Source organism: Luteibacter sp., from assembly GCF_009912395.1.
Lineage (GTDB): Bacteria > Pseudomonadota > Gammaproteobacteria > Xanthomonadales > Rhodanobacteraceae > Luteibacter.
On the sequence record NZ_WNDO01000030.1, the window covers coordinates 1 to 22,144 of the forward strand.

The following is a 22,144-nucleotide window of genomic DNA, read 5'->3' on the forward strand; positions in this document are numbered from 1 at the left end:
GGATTTCCTTGATCGCCTTTATCGTCGCGGCCTTCGCGTTAGGCAGTTTCGCCGGTCGCTATGATCTACGTCCCCACCAATACGAATGGCCGGATAACTGGCTGGAATTCTCCGGCGCCTTGCTGATTGGTTCGACGCTGGGTGCGATCTGGATGTGGTTCATCTCGCGGGAGCCCGAACTGTAGGAGCGCGCTTGCGCGCGATGCCAGGTTGTCGCGAGCACCCATCGCGCGCAAGCGCGCTCCTACAGAAGGTGAGCCGGGTTGCGAGCTCGCGCGAGGCCTGACCTGTTGCACGCGATCCTGCGATAGCGGGCCAGATTGCCGCTGTCGCGGGTCGCGCGCAAGCGCGCTCCTACAGGAGGTGGTCGGTCTGGCACTTGACGCTACCGCGCCTTGCGCCGGTACGATCGGTGACTGGTTCCAGGGGATAGAGACGATGCCGTGCCGAAATCGACTGACGTTGCTGCTGGTGGCGTTGCTTGTGCCTGCGGTCCACGCTGCCGATGCGCCCACGGCTCGCGAGCAGCGAACGGCCAAGGCGGTGACCATCGTCCGTGACGACTGGGGTATTGCCCATGTCCACGGCAAGACCGACGCGCAGGCGGTGTTCGGTGCGGCGTATGCCCAGGCCGAGGATGACTTCAACCGCGTGGAGACGAACTATCTCGTCTCACTCGGCCGCCTAGCGGAAGCCGAAGGCGAGTCCGCCCTGTGGAAGGATCTTCGCCAGAAGTTGTTCGTGGACGAAGCCGAGTTGAAGGCCTTGTACTCGCGCAGCCCTTCCTGGTTGAAGGCCTTGATGGAGGGCTGGGCCGACGGCCTCAACTATTACCTCGCCACGCATCCCGACGTACATCCGCGCGTCATCACCCATTTCGAGCCGTGGATGGCGCTGAGTTTCAGCGAGGGCAGTATCGGTGGTGACATCGAGCGGGTGTCCACGAAGGACTTGCAGGCGTTCTACGGCAAGGACCCGGCCGGGGCGCTGGCCCAGGTCACGCCGCCGTCGAGCTGGTGGGAGCCGACGGGCTCCAATGGCATCGCCATCGCGCCGAAGATCACGGCCGACGGACATGCCTTGCTGCTGATCAATCCGCATACCTCGTTTTTCTTCCGCTCCGAGTTGCAGATGAGCAGCGATGAGGGGCTGGACGCCTATGGCGCGGTGACGTGGGGTCAGTTCTTCATCTATCAGGGCTTCAATCCGCATCTGGGCTGGATGCATACCTCGTCTGGCGTGGATGTGGTGGATGAGTTTGCCGAAACGATCGTGCGTGACGGAGGCAAGCTCTCGTACCGCTACGGCAGTGCAAGCCGACCGGTGCGTACGCGCGAGGTGATCGTCAAGGTGAAAGGTGCGGATGGCGGCGTGACCGAGCGGCGTTTCACCACCTACGCCACGCATCATGGTCCCGTGGTGCGCGAGAAGGACGGCAAGTGGATTGCCGTGGCCTTGATGAACAAGCCGCTGGAGGCCTTGCAGCAAAGCTGGTTGCGAACGAAGGCGACGGACTTCGCCAGCTATATGAAGGTGGCCGTGCTGAAGGCCAACTCGTCGAACAACACGCTCTATGCGGACGATAAGGGCAATATCGCCTACCTGCATCCGCAGTTCATCCCGAAGCGTGACGATCGCTTTGACTATACGAAGCCCGTGGATGGCAGCGACCCGGCCACCGACTGGCAGGGCTTGCTGCCGCTGGACAAGGCGCCGCGGGTGATCAATCCGCGCACGGGTTGGGCGTTCAATACCAACGACTGGCCGTACACGGCGGCGGGCGAGGACAGCCCGAAGAAGGCCGACTTCCCGCGTTATATGGACATGGTCGGCGAGAACCCGCGAGGGCTGCATGCGGTCCGTGTGTTGACCGGCCAGCGCGACATGACCCAGGCCTCGCTCATCGCGGCGGCGTTCGATTCGTACTTGCCGGCCTTCGAGCGGCAGTTGCCGATACTTATCCGCGATTATGACGCGTTGCCGGACAGCGATCCCTTGAAGGCTCGTCTGGCCGGTCCCGTCGGCTTGCTACGCGGCTGGGATTATCGCTGGGGCATCGCCTCGATGCCGACCACGCTGGCGGTGTACTGGGGCGACATCCTGTGGGATGCCGTGAGCAAGGAGGATACCCAGGAAGGCCTGACTATCTACGACGTGATGGCCGATCGTGCCGGTCCGCAAAAGTGGTTGAAGGCCCTGGCCGATGCGGTGAAGCGGTTGGAGAAGGATTTCGGCAGCTGGGGTGTGCCGTGGGGCGAGGCGAATCGCTACCAGCGCAACGACGCGGCCATCGTGCAGACCTTCGACGACGCAAAGCCGAGCATCCCGGTGCCGTTTACGTCGTCACGCTGGGGCTCGCTGGCATCGTTCGGCGCGCATCGCTGGCCGGGCACGAAGCGTTATTACGGCACCAGCGGCAACAGCTTTGTGGCGGTGGTGGAGTTCGGGCCGAAGGTGAGTGCGCGGGCCATCACCATCGGTGGTGAGAGTGGCAACCCGTCGTCGCCGCATTTCAACGACGAGGCGGAGCGCTACACCACGGGTAACCTGCGCAAGGTGTACTTCTGGCCGGACGACCTGCAAGGGCATGTCGAGCGGACCTATCATCCGGGTGAGTGAATCGGCGGGAGGGGTTATGGGCATGCTTCGTGGGTCGCGCCGTGTGCTGGCGTGGGTGATCGGTCTTTCGATGGTGTCGACTGCGTGGGCGGACGATGTGCCGTCGCCGCCCCTGCATCCTGTGATGCTCAAGGCGGATCGGGTCTTCGATGCGAAGGATGGGCAGGTCCATGCTGGCTGGGTGGTGCTGGTGGAGGGCGAGTGGATTGCCGCCGTCGGGCCGATCGGGTCGGTGGAGGTGCCGGTGGGTACGGACGTGATCGACCTGCCGGGCATGACCCTGTTGCCTGGGTTGATCGACGCGCACTCGCATATCTTCCTGCATCCGTATAACGAGACTCTGTGGAACGACCAGATGCTCAAGGAGACGTTGCCGTTCCGCACTATCGAGGCAGTGAAGCATGCGCGCGATACGCTGATGAGCGGATATACGGCGCTGCGCGATCTGGGCACCGAGGGCGCCGGTTACGCCGATGTCGATGTGCAGAAGGCGATCGACAAGGGGCTGATTCCGGGGCCGCATCTGTATGTCGCCACGCGGGCGACGGTGGCGGCGCATTGCTATGGGCCGGGGCCGCTGGGCTTTCGTGAGGACCTGGACCTGCCGCAAGGGGCGATCCCGGTCAGTGGCACGGCGCAGATGATCGATGCCGTGCGTGATCAGGCGGCGCATGGTGCGGACTGGATCAAGCTGTATGCCGATTACCACTGCGGCAAGGCGAAGGGCTCGATGCCGACGTTGACGCAGGAGGAATTGAACGTCGCGGTGGAAACGGCCCATTCGCTGGGTCTGCCGGTGGCGGTGCATTCCACCACGGCGGAAGGCATGCGGCGTTCGGTGATGGCCGGCGTAGACACCATCGAGCATGGTTACGACGGAACGGCCGAGGTATTCGCGCTGATGAAGAAGCGCGGCGTGGCCTATATGCCGACGTTGGAGGCCAGTGCCGCCTATGCCAGCTATTTCGGCGGGTGGAAGCCGGATGCACCGCCGACGGAGGCGATGACGAAGTCAGCCGAGGCGTTCAAGCGGGCGATGGCCGCTGGCGTCACTATCGGCGCGGGCAGTGACGTGGGCGTGTTCGCACACGGTACCAACTACAAGGAACTGGAGTGGATGGTCCGCGATGGCATGACGCCGACGCAGGCCTTGCTGGCGGCGACCTCGGTGAACGCGAAGGTGTTGCGTCAGCAGGATCGTATCGGCCAGTTGAAGGTCGGATTGGATGCCGATGTCATCGCGGTGCCGGGAGATCCGACGAAGGATATCGGTGTGCTGTCGAACGTGCGCTTCGTGATGAAGGGTGGCCTGATCTACAAGCGCCCCGGCAATTGAATCCGTCCGCGTCTTGCGACGATGTCGTCGGCGGCGGCTGTTGTAGGAGCGAGCTTGCTCGCGATGCCTCAACTGTACCTATGAAACGAATGAGGCCTTGCGGTTATCAAGTGAGCGGTAAACGCCTGCCTGATCAACGCAATGCCTCATTCGCGTTAGCTGTCCTGAGGGGTCGCGAGCAAGCTCGCTCCTACAGGTGGGGGTGGGCGGTGTTGCGATGATGTCGTCGGCGGCGGCTGTTGTAGGAGCGAGCTTGCTCGCGATGCCTCAACCGTGCCTATGAAACGAAGGAGGCATTGCGGTGATGAAGCGAGCGGTAAACGCCTGCTTGATCATTGCAATGCCTCATTCGCGTTAGTTGTCCTGAGGGGTCGCGAGCAAGCTCGCTCCTACAGTTGGGGTGGGGGTGTGGGTTCGGTGCGGAGGGCTTTTACCAGGCCGGCCATGTAGAGGATCAGCACGAACGAGAAGGGTAGGCCGCAGAGGGTTACGGCGGTCTGCATTGCGCCGAAGTTGCCTGCGAGCAGCAGGCCGATGCTGAGCACGCCGATGGCGATGGACCAGAACACGCGTACCCACGCCGGGGCGTCGGCGTGTTCGTCGGCGGAGGGCGTGGCGTCGTGGCGCATGCACAGGTTGGAGATCATCAGCGTGCCGGAGTCCACCGGCGTGAGGAACAGCACGAAACCAATGATGATCACGGCGCCGGCCACCCAGTGCGCGCCGGGCAGGTATTCGATCAGCTTGAACAGCGTCATCGCGGCATCCGTCTTTGCGACGGCGGCAAGTGCGTCCTGGCCCTTGTTCAGCACGAGGTTGATCGCGGTGTTGCCAAAGATCGAGAGCCACGCGAGGGTAAAGCCCAGTGGGATCAGCATCACGCCCAGGATCACTTCGCGAATCGTACGGCCGCGCGAGATGCGCGCCACGAACAGGCCCACGAACGGCGCCCAGGCGATCCACCACGCCCAGTAGAAGATCGTCCATGCACCCAGCCAGTGACGGCCGCCCTTGTCGTTGTTGTACATGTCGAAGGTCTTGCCAACGAAGCGGGACAGGTAATCACCGGTGTTCTGCAGCAGGCCATCGAGCAGATAGCGCGTGGGGCCGCAGAACAGGACGAAGGCCAGCAGCAGCACAAGCAGACGCACGTTGAGGTTGGACAACCAGACGATGCCCTTCTCCACGCCGGTCACCACCACGAGGGTGGCGACGATCATCATCACCACCACGATGGCCACCAGCACCTGCGGCGTGTTCGGCACGCCGAACAGGTAGACCAGGCCGGAGTGCAACACGAGCGCACCGATGCCGAGGTTGGTGATCATCGAGACCAGCGTGGCGACGATGCCGAAGCCGTCGACGAAGTGGCCGATGCAGCCGTGGATGCGCTCGCCGAACAGCGGCTCCAGCGCGGAACGCAGGGCCAGCGGCAGGTTGCGGCGGTAGGCGAAGTAACCCAGCGTCACGCCGACCAGGGCATACAGTGCCCAGCCGTGCAGGCCCCAGTGTAGGAAGGTGAGCACCATCGCGTCACGCGCGGCAGACGCGGTGCCGCCCTGGCCGGTGGGCGGCTCGACGAAATGATCGAGCGGCTCGAACGCGCCGTAGTAGAGCATCGCGATGCCGATGCCCGCCGAGAACAGCATCGACACCCACGCCGTATAGCCGAACACCGGCTTCTCGCCGTCCTGGCCTAGCGGGATGCTGCCGTGGCGGGAGCAAGCCAGCCAGATCACGAAGACCAGGCAGGCCGCGACCAACAGCATGTAGTACCAGCCGAAGCTGGCGCCGATCCAGCCCTGGGCGGATTCGAGCCAGCGTTCGGCCGCCTGGGGAAAGGCGACCGTGAGGCCGCCGAGGAGGGCGGCGACAAGGGAGGCGCTGATAAAGACGGCGCGGTTCAGGCGCATCGGCGCGGTGGCGGGAGGGGACATCGGGAGGTCTCAGGAAGAGGTGGAACACCATGCTTCGCCTCCGCGACGTCCTTTGTCGGACCAAGGCGCGGTTGGATCGTACGCCTAGTTGATTGAACGTGCAATCAACATCCGCTACAGTGACAGGACTGCCCGGCCGCCCAGGCGGTCACGATGGAGGTGACTTCAAATGCCCAAGCGTGGCGTCGAACCCCTGAGACGCGAACAGCTGATCCGCGCCACCCTGGAGTCCATCGACCAGAAAGGACTGGCCGAGACGACCGTGGCGACCATCGCCAGCAAGGCCGGCCTGTCCACGGGCATCGTGGCGCATTACTTCGGCGACAAGGATGGCCTGCTCAACGCCGCCATGCGCAAGATCCTCCGCGACCTGAAGGACGCGGTAGCCCGTTGTCGGGCCGAAGCACCCAGCGATGCGCCGCGCGACCACCTGCGCGCCATCGTCGATGGCAACTTCGACGACACCCAGGTGAACTCCGAAGCGATGCGCGTGTGGCTCACCTTCTGGTCGGCCTCGATGCACCAGCCGCCCCTGGCGCGCCTGCAACGAGCCAACGACAAGCGCCTGTATTCGAACCTGGCGCACCAGTTCAGCCGCGTGCTGCCGCGCGAACGCGCGGTCAGCGCGGCACGCGGCCTCGCCGCGATGATCGACGGTCTCTGGCTGCGTGGCAGCCTGGTCGGAAAGGACTTCGACGCGGATAACGCCCGCCGCATCGCCTATGACTACATCGACAGCCAGCTGACGCCGTAAGGCCCGCGCTGTCGCCCGACCCAAGGAGCGTTATGTCCCTTCCCCTGCACAAGCTTTATATCCATGGCCGTTACTCCGACGCGGAAGGCGGCGCCACGTTCGACACCGTGAACCCCGCCACAGGCGAAGTCATCGCCCAGGTCGCCAGCGCTTCGCGCGCCGACGTGGAGCGTGCCGTGAAGAGCGCCGCCGAAGGCCAGAAGGTGTGGGCGGCCATGACCGCCATGCAGCGTTCGCGCATCCTGCGCAAGGCCGTGGATATCCTGCGCGAGCGCAACGACGAACTCGCCCACCTGGAAACGCTGGACACCGGCAAGGCCATCGCCGAAACCACCACGGTGGACATCGTCACCGGCGCGGACGTGCTCGAGTACTACGCAGGCCTCGCCACCGTGGTCGAGGGCATCCAGCTGCCGCTGCGCGAAAGCTCGTTCTTCTACACCCGCCGCGAGCCGCTGGGCGTGGTGGCGGGCATCGGCGCGTGGAACTACCCGATCCAGATCGCCATGTGGAAGTCGGCCCCGGCGCTGGCCGCCGGTAACGCGATGGTGTTCAAGCCGTCGGAAGTCACCCCGCTCACGGCGCTGAAGCTCGCCGAGATCTACACCGAAGCCGGCGTGCCGGACGGCGTGTTCAACGTGGTGCAGGGTCCGGGCCGTGACGTCGGCCAGTGGCTCACCGAGCATCCGGTGATCGAGAAGATTTCGTTCACGGGTGGCGTGGAAACCGGCAAGAAGGTGATGTCCAGCGCGGCGGCCTCGTCGCTGAAGGAAGTCACCATGGAACTCGGCGGTAAGTCGCCGCTGCTGGTGCTGGCCGATGCCGACCTCGACCGCGCCGCCGACATCGCGGTGATGGCAAACTTCTTCAGCTCCGGCCAGGTGTGCACCAACGGCACCCGCGTGTTCGTGCCGCGCGCCATGCAGGCCGCGTTTGAACAGGCGGTGGTGGAGCGCGTGAAGCGCATCCGCGTGGGCGATCCGCTCGACCCGCAGGTGAACTTCGGGCCGATGGCCAGCTTCCCGCATATGGAAAAGGTGCTGTCGATGATCGAGTCGGGCAAGGCCGAAGGCGCCCGCCTGCTCATCGGTGGTGGTCGCGACACGGAAGGCGCGCGCGCGAAGGGCGCCTATGTGCTGCCGACCGTGTTCAGCGATTGCCGTGACGACATGACCATCGTGCGCGAGGAAATCTTCGGGCCGGTGATGAGCATCCTCGTCTACGACACCGTGGACGAAGCCATCGACCGCGCCAACGACACGCATTTCGGCCTGGCGGCCGGCGTGGTCACGAAGAACGTCGCCGACGCGCACAGCGTCATCCACCGTCTCCAGGCCGGCATCTGCTGGGTGAACACCTGGGGCGAGTCGCCGGCCGAAATGCCGGTGGGCGGTTACAAGCAGTCGGGTGTGGGTCGCGAGAACGGCCTGTCCACCCTGGCCCATTACACCCGCATCAAGTCGGTGCAGGTCGAGATGGGCGAGTTCGCCAGCGTCTTCTGACGAACCTCGGGCGCGCCGCGGTCGCGGCGCGCCCTCTCCCTATTCACGCGGGATCGTGGCCAGGCGCTGCGATGGCGCCGCACGCTTGAGGAAAACGTCCATGACCCAGCCCAACGAATACGACTACATCATCATCGGCGCGGGATCCGCCGGTAACACGCTCGCCACGCGACTCACGGAAGACGCCGACGTCACCGTGCTGCTGCTCGAAGCGGGCGGCCCGGACTACCGTCTCGACTTCCGCACCCAGATGCCCGCCGCGCTCGCGTATCCCTTGCAGGGTCGCCGCTACAACTGGGGCTACAAGACCGATCCCGAGCCGTACATGAACAACCGTGTGATGGATTGCGGTCGCGGCAAGGGCCTCGGCGGTTCGTCGCTGATCAACGGCATGTGCTACATCCGCGGCAACGCGATGGACTACGACAACTGGGCCAAGGCCGAGAGCCTGGAGCACTGGCAGTACAACCAGTGCCTGCCGTACTTCCGCAAGGCGGAGACGCGCGACATCGGCCCTAACGATTACCACGGCGGCGATGGCCCGGTCTCGGTGACCACGCCCAAGCACGGCAACAACGAGCTGTTCCAGGCCATGGTCGATGCGGGCGTGCAGGCGGGCTATCCGCGCACCGATGACCTCAACGGTTACCAGCAGGAAGGCTTCGGCCCTATGGACCGCACGGTGACGCCGAAGGGCCGCCGTGCCAGCACGGCGCGCGGCTACCTCGACCAGGCGCGTCCGCGTCCGAACATCACCATCGTCACCCATGCGCTCACCGACCGCATTCTGTTCAACGGCAAGCGCACCGAAGGCGTGGCCTGGCTGAAGAACGGCGAGGGCGAAATGCAGAAGGCCTTCGCGCGTCGCGAGGTGCTGCTGTGCAGCGGCGCCATCGCCTCGCCGCAGATCCTCCAGCGCTCGGGCGTCGGCCCGGCCGCGCTGCTGCGTTCGCTGGATATCCCCGTGGTGCACGACCTGCCGGGCGTGGGTTCGAACCTTCAGGACCACCTGGAGATGTACCTGCAGTACGAATGCAAGAAGCCGGTATCGCTGGCGCCGGCGCTCAAGTGGTACAACCAGCCGGCGATCGGCGCGCAGTGGCTGTTCGCCGGTACCGGTATCGGCGCGAGCAACCAGTTCGAGGCGGGCGGTTTCATCCGCAGCCATGAAGACTTCGACTGGCCGAACCTGCAGTACCACTTCCTGCCGGTGGCGATCAATTACGACGGCTCGAACCCGATCAAGGTGCACAGCTTCCAGATGCACGTGGGCTCCATGCGCTCGCCGAGCCGCGGTCGCGTCCATGTTCGTTCGCGCGATCCGCGTGTGCATCCGAGCATCCTGTTCAACTACATGTCGCACGAGCAGGACTGGCGTGAGTTCCGCGCCGCGATCCGCATCACCCGCGAGATTTTCGGGCAGCCGGCGCTGTCCGCGTACAGCGGCAAGGAAATTTCGCCGGGACAGCACCTGCGCACGGATGCCGAGCTGGATGCCTTCGTCCGCGAACACGCCGAGACGGCCTACCACCCGTCGTGCTCGAACAAGATGGGCCCGGCCAGCGATCCGATGGCGGTGGTCGATGGCTACGGCCGCGTGCATGGCATGGAAGGCCTGCGTGTGATCGATGCCTCGATCATGCCGCAGGTGGTCACCGGTAACCTCAATGCACCGACGATCATGATCGCGGAAAAGATGGCCGATGCGATCCGTGGCCGCGGCGCGCTGGCTCCGAGCACCGCGCCGTACTACAAGGCGAATGGCGCCCCGGTCCGTCGCGTCTGATCGACGCGGGATGAGGTCGCGAGTGGTGGTGCTGGTGTGTGCGCTGGCGGCGATGCCGTCGGCGCATGCGGCGGACGATTGGGCCTTCTCGGGCAATCTCGGCCTGCGCAGCACGTACATGTCACGCGGCATCGGCCAGACGGACGGGAAGTCGTCGCGGTTCTTCGGCGCCGATGTCGCGTGGCGCGATACCGTATACGTGGGCATGTGGTCGTCCAACGTGGATTTTTCCGCGTCGGGCGATACGCATACCCGGCGCGAGTACGACGTCTACGCCGGCTGGCGCCCGAAGGTGGGTATCGTCACGCTGGACGTCGGCTACGCGTACTACGGCTATAGCCACCAGCCACGCGATACGCGCGTGTCGTATTCGGAGTGGTATGTACGCGGCAGCGTGCCGGTGGGCCCGGTGGTGATGGGCCTGTCCGTGAATTACTCGCCGGACTACCCGGGCATGGTGCAGCGGGCGTATTACACGGAAGGCACGGTCGCCTGGGCCATCGATGACGCCTGGACCCTGTCGGGCGTGGTCGCGCACCAGCAGGAAGCGCACGCGGTGTTTCGTCCGAACGGGCATATCGGTTCGTTTGGCTACAACGCGTGGAACCTCGGCGCGACCTGGCGCTTTACCCCGACGTGGAGCGCCGACCTGCGCTACTGGAACACCGATGCCCATGACGCGGGCGATCCGTTCCATCCCCACCTGGTCGCGTCGATCAAAGCCGATTTCAGCCGGTAACACTGTAGGAGCGCGCTTGCGCGCGAACCCTCAGCTAACCCTATAAAATAGATGATGCGTTGCGGTGATCGGGCGAGCGGTTGAAACGCCCGCCTTATCATCGCAATGCATCATTCGCCTGGGGCTGTCCTGAGGGGGCGCGCGCAAGCGCGCTCCTACAGTGGCAGGGGGATTAGGTTGGCAACGTCGTTTCGTGCAGGTAACGCCACAGCGGTCGGTCACCCTGCTGCGGGATCAGCCACGCCGTCGAATGACGACGATTGCCGCTGCCGTCGGGTAGCGTCTGCGTTTCGGTGTACGACACCCACAGGCCATCGGCGGATGAATGGGTCACCACGTCGGCGATGTCGATGCGAAGGCCCCGGCGTGCGCCGCGCAGGTTGCCGAACAGGTTTTCGACACCGGCGCGATCCAGTCGGTCGCCGCGCACGGTGACCATGCGGAACCCAGGATCGAAGCGTTCGACCAAGGCGCCGAGCGCCGCATCTTCGGCGTCACCGCCGAACCAAGTCTCGATCTGTCGATGCAGCTCGACGATTTCGCGATGTGCGATGTCATTCATGCGGAGGTCTCCTCAAGGGGAAAAGTATGCCGGCGCGATAGTCGCAGCGCGACGGTCGTGGGAAGCAGGGTGAGCAGGGCGGCGAGGCCAAGCGTTGTATACGGTGCGTTCGATCCGCCGAAGGCCTGCCATGCGGCGCCCATGGCCACGGGGCCGAGGCAGAAGGCGAGCTGGCGATTCATGTTCCACAGGGCGCTGGCCTGGCCCATGCGCGCGTCCGGAACGCCGGTGAACGCGAGGGTTTGTGCGGTGCTGGAACACAGGCTGCCGCCCAGTCCCATCAGCACGAAGGCGCAGGGTGCCCAGGCGTCTCCCGGTCCGACGATCTTGCCCAACGCAAGGATGCCCAGTGCCTGCGCGACCATGCCGACGAACAGCAGCGGACGCGCACCGAAGCGTCCGAAGCCACGGCGTGTCGTCATGATCGCCACGGCGGAGGCCGCGGCCCAGGGAAGCATCAGGGCGCCGATGGCGGCAGGTGAATAGCCCAGTGTGGTCAGGTGCAGTGCGGCGATGAGGTTCACGCCGACAAAGACGCCGGGCACCAGCAGATAGACCAGCATCGCCGTATGCAGCGCACGCAGGCGTAGCAGCGACGGGATGGCGGGAAGGAACGCGGCACTACCGGCGGGGTGGCCGCCTTTCGGCAGCCACACCACGGCCAGTGCCAGGACGATCAGAGCCAGCGGCACATTGGCCAGATACAGCCAGCGCCAGGACACGGCGTCCACCAGCGCGCCACCGAGCATCGGCGACAGCGCCGGAATCAGCAGGGCGACGAACATCACCCGCGTCGTCAGGGCGCTGCGTTCGCTGGCTGGCGTGAGCCGATAGGCCCAGGCTTGCCCGACGGGAATCAGCAGCCCGCCGAACAGGCCCTGGCCAAAGCGCCAGCCGATCAGCGCATGGATGTCGTGCGTGGCGCCGGCCAGCGCCGACATGGCGGCGAAGCCTGCCAGCGCGACGCCGATCAGCGGTTTCTCGCCCAGCCACGCGGCGAGACGCGGGCCGGCGGGGATTACGACGGTCAGCCCCAGCGTGTAGATGCCGCTGACCCACGAGAGCTGGCCCACGCTGGCGGCCAGGTCCTGGCCGATGCGCGGCATGGCCACGTTGGCGGCGAACATGTTGACCAGGTCGAGCGCGAAGCCCAGCAGATAGATCCACGCGACACGGTTGCGCTCGTCCACGGCGCGACTCCAGGGAGAAAGCGCGCAGCGTAGGGAATCCGCCTGTCTGGAAATAGCCCATCCAGACGGATAGATTGTCAAAAATAGTTTGACGAGTAGCCCATGATCAGCCTGGACCGTTTCGACATCTTCAAGGCCGTGGTCGACGCCGGCTCGCTATCGGCGGCCGCGACCGCGCTCGGCCTCAGCCGGGCGGTCGTCAGCTTCAACCTCAAGCGGCTGGAAGCCGACCTTGGCGTGGCGCTGCTCATCCGCAACACGCGCAGCCTGACGCTGACCGATGCGGGCGAACGGTTCTATGAACGTTGCGTCGAAACGCTGGAAAGCGCACGCCGGGCCATCGACGAGGCGCGCGGCGACGACGCCCCGCTGATCGGTCGCCTGCGCATCACCACCACGCCGGAGTATGCGGCGCATGCCGTGATTGGTTGGGTGGACACCTTCCACGCCACGCATACCGGACTACGTATTCACCTGTCCACCAGTTCCGCACCGGCGCAGCTGATCCCGGAACGCTTCGATCTCGCGATTCGCCTTGGGCGACTACAGGACGCCGAATACCGCGCGGCGGAACTGTCGCGCTACGACATCGTGGCGGTTGCGGCGCCTTCGCTGCTGCGGGGCAGGGGGCGTGCCCGGCCCGACGATCCGGCCTGGGTGATCGGTCTTCCACGCATCGGTTATCCACGCCTGCCGGACCAGGTGTTGCGCGCCTCGGACGGCACGGAAACCGTCTTTCCCAGCAACCCGGGCAACGTCATGCTGAGCGCCGACAACGCGGCGACCCTGCTTGCCTTCGCCCGCGCGGGGCATGGCGTGGCGATCATGCCCCGCTGGCTGGCGGCACGCGACCTGGCCGAGGGCGCGCTGGTGGCGTTGCTGCGCCGTCACCGTTTCCCCGACCAGGGCGTGTACGCCGTTTATCCGAACACGCGGCATGTGCCGCACGCGGTACGACGCTTCATCGACCACGCGCGGCAGGCTACGTCGGGCTGATCAGCGCGGCAGGCCCGCGCCGGTCAACGTTTCGCTCAACGTCCACAGGCGTTCCGCGGCGTCCGGGTCGATCGCCCATAGGCGTACGCCGATTTCCTGGGGGATCTGGCCGAGTTCGGCGGGGCTGCTGGCGGGCAGCACCGGGGCGATGTCCGCATCCTCGCAGTACACGCCACCCATGCCATCGAGCTGCGGGCTGGCGGCCGTCCAGACGCTGGTCGCGGCGCCCTGCGGCACGTTCTTCAGGCCCTTGGCGAGGTCGGCGACGGGACGCCCCTGTTCGTCGAGGGCGCCGAAGCCACGCAGGGTGTCTTCGTCGAGATGGCGGACGAGGTCGGTGATGATCGCGCCCGGATGCACGGCGAACGCGCGGATGCCTTGCGCCTGGCCGCGTGCGTCGACGCCGAGGGCGAACAGCGAGTTGGCGGTCTTCGACTGGCCGTAGGCCACCCACGGATCGTAGGCGCGGCGTTCGAAGTGCGGATCGTCGAAGTCCACAGCGGAGAAGCGATGGCCGCGCGAGGACAGGGCAACCACGCGGGCACCGTTGGCGCGGACCAGCGCGGGCCACAGGCGCACGGTGAGCTGGAAGTGGCCAAGATGGTTGGTGGCGAACTGGCGCTCGTAGCCACGGGCGTCGCGTTCCAGCGGACAGGCCATGACGCCGGCGCTGTTGACGAGGATGTGCAACGGTTCTTCGCGGGCGAGGAAATCACGGGCGAAGGCGTCGATGGAGGCGGGATCGGCGAGGTCCATCGGCAGGATCTCGACATCCAGGCCCTTGAGGTTCTCGCGGGCCTTGGCGAGGTCGCGGGCCGGCACGATCACGCGGGCGCCAGCGGCGCGCAGGGCGCGGGTGGTCTCGGTGCCCAGGCCGGAGTAGCCGCCCGTGACGATGGCGGTGCGTCCCGTGAGGTCGACGCCGGCGAGGATGTCGTCAGCGGTCGTGGCCGGGCCGTGGCCCGAGGGAAGGGGATGCTGGGGCGTGCGCATGGTGGGCTCCTTGGTAGGGGAGTCCACAAAGTAGGGGCGGTGCCCCGAACGATGAATACTTGAAAGTCCCTGTTCCATGCGCAATCGTCCAGGTCATGAACCACGATCCCATTACCGACATGCTTCGTCTGGCCGACGTCGAATCGGTCGTCTCCGGCGGATTCCAGGTCGGCGGCGACTGGGCGGTCCGTTTTCCCGCGCCCGACAAGATGAAGTTCTTCGCCATGGTCCGCGGCGAATGCTGGCTATCCGTGGAGGACGAGCCGGCGCCCGTGCGCATGCATGCGGGCGACGTGATCCTGCTGATCGCAGGGAAGCGTTTCGTGCTAGCGAGCGATCCGGCGTTGGAGCCACTGGAGTACAGTGCAGCCCTCGTCGCGAATGGCGGGCCTATCGCGGCGCTGAACGATCGCGACGACGACCTGCTCGTCGGCGGGCATATCCGCCTGCATCCCGCGTACGCGCCCTTGCTGGTGGATGCGTTGCCCTCGTTCATCCACGTGCATGGCGCCTCGCCGGAAGCCGGCGTGATACGCTGGTTGCTTGATCGCATGGTGGCGGAACAATCCGGCGATCGTCCGGGCGCGGGGTTGGCGACGACGCAGTTGGCCTACCTGTTGTTCCTGCACATTCTTCGCGCTTATCTCGCCATGGGCGAGGTGCCACGCACCGGCTGGTTGCGTGCGGCGACGGATCCGAGGCTGGCGGACGTGTTGCGCCGGGTCCACGCGGAGCCGGGCAAGTCATGGCGACTGGACGAGATGGCACGTTTGTCGGCGATGTCGCGTACCGCGTTCGCCGCGCATTTCAAATGCGTGGCGGGCGTGGCGCCGCTGACCTACATCGCGCAGTGGCGCATGCGTCTGGCCTGCCATGCGTTGCGTCGTGGCGAACAACCGGTGTCGGTGCTGGCGCGTGACCTGGGCTATGCCTCGGAAAGCGCGTTCAGCCATGCGTTCAAGCGCATCGTGGGCGTGGCGCCCAGTCATTACCTGGCGGCATAACCTGTAGGAGCGCGCTTGCGCGCGATCCCGCGGCAGCGGGCCAGTCATTCGCGCCCCCGGGTCGCGCGCAAGCGCGCTCCTACAACGGCGAGTCGGCGTTTACGGGGGATCGATCGGGGCCGACGAAACGATCCACCAGTGCCATCACCGCCATCACTACCAAGGCAGGCGGCAGCCACGACAGACCCTGCTCGTGCAGCGGCAACTGTTTCACCAGCGCCAGCGCGTCGAGCCCGGCGGCGTTGAGCGCGTCGGCGCTGCCGATGGTCAGGGCGACGATCGACACCGGCACCACCACGCGCGACGGCGAGCGGAACAGCGGGCGCATGAAGAAGGTGGCAATCAGCACGATGAAGACCGGATAGATCGAGGTGAGGATCGGCACCGACACGCCGATCAGGCGGGTGAGGCCCAGGTTCGACACCATCCACGAGAAGGCCGCGAAGATCCACACGTAGGTGCGGTAGCTGATGCGCGTGATGCCGCTGAAGTAGCTGGCGCACGCGGAGGTGAGGCCGATCGCCGTGACCATGCAGGCGATGGTGATCAACACGCCGAGGAAGACGCTGCCGCCGACGCCGTAGCTGAAGTGCACGTAGGCGCTGAGCACCTCGGCGCCGTTGGTGGCGTTGCCCGCGATGGCGGTGCTGCCGGTGCCCAACAGGAACAGGCAGACGTAGATCAGCGCCAGGCCCACGCCGGCGATCACGCCGGAGAGCACCGCGTAGCGCGTGATCAGTTTCGGCGCGTCGACGCCGCGCGAGCGGATGGCGTTGACGATGACCAGACCGAAGGCCAGCGCACCGAGCGTGTCCATCGTGAGGTAGCCGTTGGTCAGGCCCTGCGAGAACGCGGCGTGCGCGTACAGCTCGCTCGGGGCGCCCGGCTGGCCGGCGGGCCACAGCAGGGTGGTGATCGCCAGCACGATGAGGGCGGCGATCTTGATCGGCGAGAGGACCTTGCCCACAGTGTCCATGAGCTTGCCGGGGTGCAGCGAGACGGCGATCACCACCGCGAAATAGGCAAGACTGAACAGCCAGAGCCAGTGGTCCGAGCCGACGAAAGGCTGGATGGCCGTCTCGTACGACACCGTGGTCGTACGCGGGATCGCGAACAGCGGGCCGATGCAGAGGTAGCAGACGATCGTGAGCACCATGCCGCTGGTGCGGCCCACGGGTTGGGTCAGCGCGGACATCGCGCCCTCGGCCCGCGCCATGGCGATGGAGGTGATCACCGGAAGGCCCACGCCCGTGAGCAGGAAGCCGATGGCCGCCGCCCAGACCGAGGTCCCCGCCTGGAGGCCGATGAAGGGCGGGAAGATGATGTTGCCCGCCCCGACGTACAGGGCGAAGTTCATGAATCCCAGGATGAGGATGTCTCTTGCGCGGAACGTGTTCACTGACGAAGGCACGGCGTGGCGGGGAGGGGAAGGGTCGAGCATAGCCCCTGCGGACGCCCGGGCGAACCCGTCGAACGAAACTCGCCCATGACAGCGTCCTTGGGCATACTCCCCGGCCACCGGAATGACCAGGGGAGTGGGCAATGGATCAGGAACGCGAGATCTGGCTGGGTCGTGGGCAGGAGAAGTTCGGTCCCTATGCCGAGTCCGTCATCCGGCAGTGGCTGATCGAGGGCAAGGTAAAGCTCTCGATGCTGGCCTGGGTCGACGGCATGGAAAGCTGGCGTCCGCTGCACGAGGTGCTGGGCCTGGCGCCCGAGTCCACGCCCCCGCCCATGCCACCGGGCGCCTTCGGTAGCCTGGCGCCTTCCGATGCCAGCGTCCTGGCGCTGCCCGAGCCGCCCAACCTGCACTGGTTCCTCGTCCTGCTCCTGTGTATCCCCACCCTGGGTTTGATGGGTGTGATCTGGCCGTTCGTCCAGGCGTCCTGGATCAAGAAGATCGATCCGTCCAGCAAGGCGACGAACTGGCTGATCGCCTCGATGCTGCTGACCGTCGGCGTCTGGGTGTTCGCCATCGTCGGCCAGTTCGCCGATGCCGGCGACGGCCTGCCGCCGATCTCGCTGATCGGTTTCCAGGGGCTGGTCGGCCTGGCCCAGTGGGCCTGCCTGATCGTGGCCTTCTTCTCGATGGCCGACTCCATGCGCCGCGTGCTCACCCCGCTGGGCCTCGTGCCCGAGATCGGCGGCGTGACGCTGTTCTTCTTCACCACGTTCTATCTCCAGGGCCAGATGAGCTGGGTCGCCCGCTGGCGGGCCACCGGTCGCGTCGATCCGCCCGCGCCGAAGGCCGTGTTCTGGGTGCTGTGGTGCGTGCCGGTCGGCGTTGTCCTGGTCGTGCTGCTGGCCTTGATGGCGGCCCTGGGCCACGGCTAGGGGGCGAATCCGGCTACAATCCCGTTTTGCGCAACGAAATGCCGCGCCTTTCCGGCCTTGTCCGGCGGGGCGGTGTTCCGGGAGAGAGCCATGAACCCCCATCGAGATACCCACGGATGACGCCAGGCACCCTTTTCGTGGTGGCCGCGCCGTCGGGTGCGGGCAAATCGACGCTGGTCAACGCGCTGCTTGAACGCGAGCCGCAGATTTCCCTTTCCATCTCGCACACCACGCGCCCGCCGCGCGTGGGCGAAATGTACGGTCGCCACTATTTCTTCGTGGAGCGCCCCGATTTCGAGAAGGAAATCGAGGACGGCATCTTCCTCGAACACGCGGTGGTGCACGGCAACCTCTACGGCACCTCGCGCACCGTCGTGGACGAAAAGCTGAACGCCGGCGCCGACGTGCTGCTGGAAATCGACTGGCAGGGCGCCCGCCAGGTGCGCAAAGGCAAGCCGGACTGTGTCAGCGTGTTCATCCTGCCGCCGTCGCGCGTGGAACTGGAACGCCGCCTGCGCGGTCGTAACACGGACGCGGCGGACGTCATCGAGCGCCGGTTGATCAATTCACGCGAAGAGATCGCCCATGCGCACGAATTCGACTACATCATCGTCAACGACAGCTTCGAGGACGCCCTGGGCGACCTCCAGGCCATCGTCCATGCCGTGCGGCTGCGCTCGCCGCACACGGCCAAACGCCATGAGGCACTGATCCAGGAGCTGATCGCCCCATGACCGACGACGCCATCGTCCGCGTACGCGGACTGACCACCGTCCTCAACGGCAAGACGATTTTCGACTCGCTCGACCTCGATATCCCGCGTGGCAAGGTCACGGCGATCATGGGGCCCAGCGGCACGGGCAAGACCACCCTGCTCAAGCACATCACCGGGCAGATGCGCGGCGACGCCGGCAGCATCGAGGTGGATGGTCAGAACGTGCCGGCGTTGTCCCGCGAGAAGCTGTTCGAGCTGCGCGAGCGCATCGGCTACCTGTTCCAGAACTCGGCCCTGCTCACCGATTTCGACGTCTTCGAAAACGTGGCCTTCCCCCTGCGCCAGCACACGAAGCTGCCGGAGGAACTGGTCCGCAACATCGTGCTGAACAAGCTCCAGGCCGTGGGCCTGCGTGGGGCGGCCAAGCTCATGCCCACCGAGCTGTCCGGCGGCATGGCCCGTCGCGTGGCGCTGGCGCGCGCGATCGTCTTCGATCCGGCGCTTATCCTGTATGACGAACCCTTCGTGGGCCTCGATCCCATCGCGCTCAACCAGGTGTTGCTGCTGATCCGCACGCTCAACGAGACGCTGGGCATCACCAGCGTGCTGGTGGCGCACGAACTGGCGGCGGTGCAGAAGGTGGCCGACCACGTCTACCTCATCGCCAACGGCAAGGTCGTGGCGCAGGGTGCGCCCGACACGCTCGCCAACGACGGCTCGCCGTGGACGGCGCAGTTCTTCGGCGGCCAGCCGGATGGCCCCGTCCCGTTCCAGTACCCCGCCGGCGACTACGCCACGGCGCTCGGTTTCCCCGGAGGCAAGGCATGACCACCAGGGACGACAACGTCGTCATTCGCAGCCTGACGCAGATCGGCGCCTGCGGGCTGTTTCTCCTTACCGTGCTGGCGGCCATCCCGCGCAGCATGCGCCATGGTCGCGAGACGCTCCGGCAGATCTGGTTCGTGGGCGCCATGAGCCTCACCATCGTCATGACCTGCGGCCTGTTCGTGGGCATGGTGCTGGGCCTGCAGCTGTACGACGTGCTGTCGATCTTCGGCGGCACCTCGGCCACGGGCACCGTCGTCGCCATCGCGATCTACCGCGAGCTGGGCCCGGTCGTGACCGCGCTGCTGTTCGCCGGCCGCGCCGGTACGTCCATCACCGCCGAGATCGGCCTGATGCGCGCCACCGACCAGCTCGACGCCATGGAAATGATGGCCGTGGACCCGGTCGCCTACGTCGCCGCGCCGCGCTTCCTCGCCGGCGTGATCGCCCTGCCGTTGCTGGGCGTGGTGTTCTGCGCCATGGGCGTGTTCGGCGGTCACCTCGTCGGCGTGACCTGGCTGGGCATCGACAACGGCACCTTCTGGTCCAACATGACCGCCGCGGTGGATGTCCACAAGGACATCATCAACGGCGTGCTGCTCAAGTCCTTCGCCTTCGGCATCGTGGTCTCCCTGATCGCGGTGTTCCAGGGCTACACCACCCCGCCGACCAGCGAAGGCGTCGCCTACGCGACGACGCGCACGGTGGTCGCATCGTCCATCGCCATCCTGGCGCTGGACTTCGTCCTCACCTCATTCCTGATCTGAGGCCACGGAGGCCCGCCATGACCGCATCCCTTTCCGCATCCAACCCGAGGATCGTGCCGTGACCCAGAGACGCTCCTATGCCGTCGGCACCGGCCTGTTCATCGTGCTCGGCTTCGCCGCGCTGGCCTATCTCGCGACCCAGACCACCTCGGTGGCCAATTCGCGGCAGGGCTCCAGCTACCCGGTCGAGACTCGTTTCGCCAACGTCGGCCAGCTCAAGGTCCGCGCTCCGGTGAAGATCGCCGGCGTTCGCGTCGGTTCGGTCCAGGCCATCGACCTCGTCCCGGGCAAGGAAGAAGCCAAGGTGACGCTGTCGATCGACGACAACCACAAGGACATCCCGGACGACTCGGTCGCTACGATCTACACCAGCGGCCTGCTGGGCGACCAGTACGTGGGTATCCAGTTCGGCCGGTCGAAGAACCCGGTCAAGGAAGGCGGCGAGCTGGGCCTGACCCGCCCGGCGCAGCAGCTGGAAGAAATGCTCGGCAAGTTCTTCGGCGGCGGCAGTGCCCCGGACCACCTGGGCGGTACCTTCCACGTGACGGGCAACTTCACCAATATCGGCGGCCTGCAGGTAGGCGCCGCGGTGAAGATGGCCGGCGTGCCCATCGGCAGCGTCGATTCCATCGTCATCAAGCCGGGCTCCAGCGAGGCCACGGTGACCCTTGCGATCGACAAGCGCTACTCCCAGATACCGGATGACTCGGCCGCCGCGGTGTTCACAAGCGGTTTGATCGGTAGCCAGTATGTTGCCCTCCAGCCGGGCGGCTCGCCGGAGTACCTGCAGGAAGGCGACGAACTCGTCCTCACGCAGTCGGCGATGCAACTGGAAGACCTGATCGGCAAGTTCCTCGTGAACGGCTCGCCGAGCAACAACAAAAACGGCGGCGCCTCCGGCGACGCCAAACCAGACAACGCCGGCAAGAAGTAATGCCGGCCCAGGAGACTCGCATGCTGCGTCAGCTTTCCCTCGCCATCGCCCTGGCCGTCGGCACGGTCGTGGCCGCGCCGGTCCTCGCCCAGAACGCCGCCCCGGCGGCCACCCAGGGCCAGCAGCCCCAGCAGATCGTCCAGACCATCTCGGACGACCTGGGCAAGGCCATCGAAGGACACCAGGCCGAGCTGAAGAACGACAAGGAAAAGCTGATCGCCGTCATCGACGACACCTTCCTGCCGCACTTCGACATCGACTACGCCTCCATCCTGGTGCTGGGTCAGAACGCTTCGAAGGCGTCGCCCGAACAGCGGGAGCGCTTCGCCAAGGCGTTCTACAACTCGATCACCCATCGCTACGCCGAAGGCCTGTTGAACTACACCCGTGGCCGCGTGAAGGTGTTGCCGTTCACCGGCGAACAGAACCCGAAGCGCACGGTAGTTCGTACCCAGGTCATGCTGGACGACGGCAAGTCGGTGTCGGTGGATTACGCATTCCGCCAGAGCAAGAGTGGTGACTGGAAGGCCTACGACGTAATCATCGAAGGTATTTCCTACATCACCAACTACCGCAACCAGGTCGACGCCGAGATCAAGAAGGAAGGTCTGGACAAGCTGATCGCCGACCTCGAGCAGAAGGGCTCGGCGGCGATCGACCAGCTTGAGAAGGATTCTGGCGGCAAGAAGAAGTGAGCCAGCCGGCCTTCCAGCTGACCACCCCGGCACCGGATACCCTCGCGGTATCCGGTGCGCTCACGTTCGCCACGGCGACGGCCGCGCTCGGTGCCGGTCGTGCCGAGCTGGATCGTGGGTCGCAGACGGTGCTGGATCTTTCCGGCGTCGCCCAGGCGGACAGCGCCGGCCTTGCCACGGTGCTGGCGCTGCTGGCGCACGGCCGCAGCAAGGGCAGGGCGATCCGCGTCGCCCATGCACCGACGGGCCTCCAGGCCCTGGCCCGCGTTTCGGGCGTCGAACCGCTTCTTTGACGCGTGGGCGTTACGCGATAACCGTACTCATGGCCCTGGGCTCCTGCTTTCGCAGGAGCGACGAGGCTGGCGATCCGTCGTTCCAGCGAACGCTGGAACCCAGCGCGAGGCGATCGGTTATCGCATCGGGGCCTCCTACGTAAAGCCGATTCGGCGCCCTCCC

The 22,144-nt window shown here is 65.9% G+C and carries 21 protein-coding genes; 16 read left to right on the forward strand and 5 right to left on the reverse strand.

Annotated elements, in window-relative coordinates; genetic code table 11:
* The 3 genes from GAK28_RS20735 to GAK28_RS20745 all read left to right on the forward strand — a co-directional run.
* Positions 1–185: hypothetical protein (locus GAK28_RS20735; protein WP_291774467.1), on the forward strand; the 185-nt coding region annotated here is incomplete at its 5' end.
* Between the two features lie 253 nt (positions 186–438).
* Positions 439–2,619, forward strand: coding sequence for a penicillin acylase family protein (locus tag GAK28_RS20740; RefSeq protein ID WP_291783967.1), 2,181 nt, complete (start codon positions 439–441; stop codon positions 2,617–2,619).
* A gap of 22 nt (positions 2,620–2,641) precedes the next feature.
* Positions 2,642–3,955: an amidohydrolase family protein gene (locus GAK28_RS20745; protein WP_291783969.1), complete on the forward strand. Its 1,314-nt coding sequence runs from the start codon at positions 2,642–2,644 to the stop codon at positions 3,953–3,955.
* A 389-nt stretch (positions 3,956–4,344) separates the two neighbouring features.
* Here GAK28_RS20745 and GAK28_RS20750 read toward each other — a convergent pair whose 3' ends face one another.
* Positions 4,345–5,892, reverse strand: coding sequence for a BCCT family transporter (locus GAK28_RS20750; RefSeq protein ID WP_291783971.1), 1,548 nt, complete (start codon positions 5,890–5,892; stop codon positions 4,345–4,347).
* Between the two features lie 169 nt (positions 5,893–6,061).
* Between GAK28_RS20750 and betI the strand changes: the two genes are divergently transcribed.
* The 4 genes from betI (at position 6,062) to GAK28_RS20770 (ending at position 10,673) form a co-directional block, all read left to right on the forward strand.
* Positions 6,062–6,646: a transcriptional regulator BetI gene (gene betI, locus GAK28_RS20755; protein ID WP_291783973.1), complete on the forward strand. Its 585-nt coding sequence runs from the start codon at positions 6,062–6,064 to the stop codon at positions 6,644–6,646.
* 32 nt (positions 6,647–6,678) lie between these two features.
* Positions 6,679–8,148, forward strand: coding sequence for a betaine-aldehyde dehydrogenase (gene betB / locus GAK28_RS20760; RefSeq protein WP_291783976.1), 1,470 nt, complete (start codon positions 6,679–6,681; stop codon positions 8,146–8,148).
* Between the two features lie 100 nt (positions 8,149–8,248).
* Positions 8,249–9,934 (forward strand): choline dehydrogenase, encoded by a 1,686-nt coding sequence (gene betA, locus GAK28_RS20765; protein ID WP_291783978.1) that lies wholly within the window; start codon positions 8,249–8,251, stop codon positions 9,932–9,934.
* A gap of 10 nt (positions 9,935–9,944) precedes the next feature.
* On the forward strand, positions 9,945–10,673 hold the full coding sequence (locus GAK28_RS20770) for a TorF family putative porin (protein WP_291783980.1): 729 nt from the start codon (positions 9,945–9,947) through the stop codon (positions 10,671–10,673).
* Between the two features lie 172 nt (positions 10,674–10,845).
* On the opposite strand, the gene GAK28_RS20775 is transcribed toward GAK28_RS20770, so the two are convergent.
* Together GAK28_RS20775 and GAK28_RS20780 are read right to left on the reverse strand one after the other, a co-directional pair.
* Positions 10,846–11,235, reverse strand: coding sequence for a hypothetical protein (locus GAK28_RS20775; RefSeq protein WP_291783982.1), 390 nt, complete (start codon positions 11,233–11,235; stop codon positions 10,846–10,848).
* Positions 11,232–12,425 (reverse strand): MFS transporter, encoded by a 1,194-nt coding sequence (locus GAK28_RS20780; protein WP_291783984.1) that lies wholly within the window; start codon positions 12,423–12,425, stop codon positions 11,232–11,234. The genes GAK28_RS20775 and GAK28_RS20780 overlap by 4 nt, the downstream gene beginning before the upstream one ends.
* Before the next feature lie 102 nt (positions 12,426–12,527).
* On the opposite strand from GAK28_RS20780, the gene GAK28_RS20785 reads away from it, so the two are divergent.
* Positions 12,528–13,421: a LysR family transcriptional regulator gene (locus GAK28_RS20785; protein WP_291783986.1), complete on the forward strand. Its 894-nt coding sequence runs from the start codon at positions 12,528–12,530 to the stop codon at positions 13,419–13,421.
* On the opposite strand, the gene GAK28_RS20790 is transcribed toward GAK28_RS20785, so the two are convergent.
* Positions 13,422–14,414 carry an oxidoreductase gene (locus tag GAK28_RS20790; protein ID WP_291783989.1) on the reverse strand — a complete coding sequence of 331 codons (993 nt, stop codon included), beginning with the start codon at positions 14,412–14,414 and terminating at the stop codon, positions 13,422–13,424.
* 95 nt (positions 14,415–14,509) lie between these two features.
* Between GAK28_RS20790 and GAK28_RS20795 the strand changes: the two genes are divergently transcribed.
* The gene (locus tag GAK28_RS20795) at positions 14,510–15,418 is read left to right on the forward strand and encodes an AraC family transcriptional regulator (protein WP_291783991.1); all 909 of its coding nucleotides are present in this window, start codon (positions 14,510–14,512) and stop codon (positions 15,416–15,418) included.
* Positions 15,419–15,497: 79 nt separating this feature from the next.
* Here GAK28_RS20795 and brnQ read toward each other — a convergent pair whose 3' ends face one another.
* The gene (brnQ, locus tag GAK28_RS20800) at positions 15,498–16,859 is read right to left on the reverse strand and encodes a branched-chain amino acid transport system II carrier protein (RefSeq protein ID WP_291783993.1); all 1,362 of its coding nucleotides are present in this window, start codon (positions 16,857–16,859) and stop codon (positions 15,498–15,500) included.
* Between the two features lie 101 nt (positions 16,860–16,960).
* On the opposite strand from brnQ, the gene GAK28_RS20805 reads away from it, so the two are divergent.
* The 7 genes from GAK28_RS20805 (at position 16,961) to GAK28_RS20835 (ending at position 21,981) form a co-directional block, all read left to right on the forward strand.
* Positions 16,961–17,752: a GYF domain-containing protein gene (locus GAK28_RS20805; protein ID WP_291783995.1), complete on the forward strand. Its 792-nt coding sequence runs from the start codon at positions 16,961–16,963 to the stop codon at positions 17,750–17,752.
* A 116-nt stretch (positions 17,753–17,868) separates the two neighbouring features.
* Positions 17,869–18,486: a guanylate kinase gene (gene gmk / locus GAK28_RS20810; RefSeq protein ID WP_291783997.1), complete on the forward strand. Its 618-nt coding sequence runs from the start codon at positions 17,869–17,871 to the stop codon at positions 18,484–18,486.
* Positions 18,483–19,295, forward strand: coding sequence for an ABC transporter ATP-binding protein (locus GAK28_RS20815; protein WP_291783999.1), 813 nt, complete (start codon positions 18,483–18,485; stop codon positions 19,293–19,295). Before gmk ends, GAK28_RS20815 begins: the two co-directional genes overlap by 4 nt.
* On the forward strand, positions 19,292–20,059 hold the full coding sequence (gene mlaE / locus GAK28_RS20820) for a lipid asymmetry maintenance ABC transporter permease subunit MlaE (RefSeq protein ID WP_291784001.1): 768 nt from the start codon (positions 19,292–19,294) through the stop codon (positions 20,057–20,059). Before GAK28_RS20815 ends, mlaE begins: the two co-directional genes overlap by 4 nt.
* Positions 20,060–20,117: 58 nt before the next feature.
* Positions 20,118–20,993 (forward strand): outer membrane lipid asymmetry maintenance protein MlaD, encoded by an 876-nt coding sequence (gene mlaD, locus GAK28_RS20825; protein WP_291784003.1) that lies wholly within the window; start codon positions 20,118–20,120, stop codon positions 20,991–20,993.
* A gap of 20 nt (positions 20,994–21,013) precedes the next feature.
* Entirely contained in the window at positions 21,014–21,688 is a 675-nt protein-coding gene (locus tag GAK28_RS20830; protein WP_291784005.1) for an ABC transporter substrate-binding protein, read from the forward strand.
* A complete protein-coding gene (locus tag GAK28_RS20835) occupies positions 21,685–21,981 on the forward strand; it encodes an STAS domain-containing protein (protein WP_291784007.1) in 297 nt (98 codons plus the stop codon). Before GAK28_RS20830 ends, GAK28_RS20835 begins: the two co-directional genes overlap by 4 nt.
* Positions 21,982–22,144: the final 163 nt, after the last annotated feature.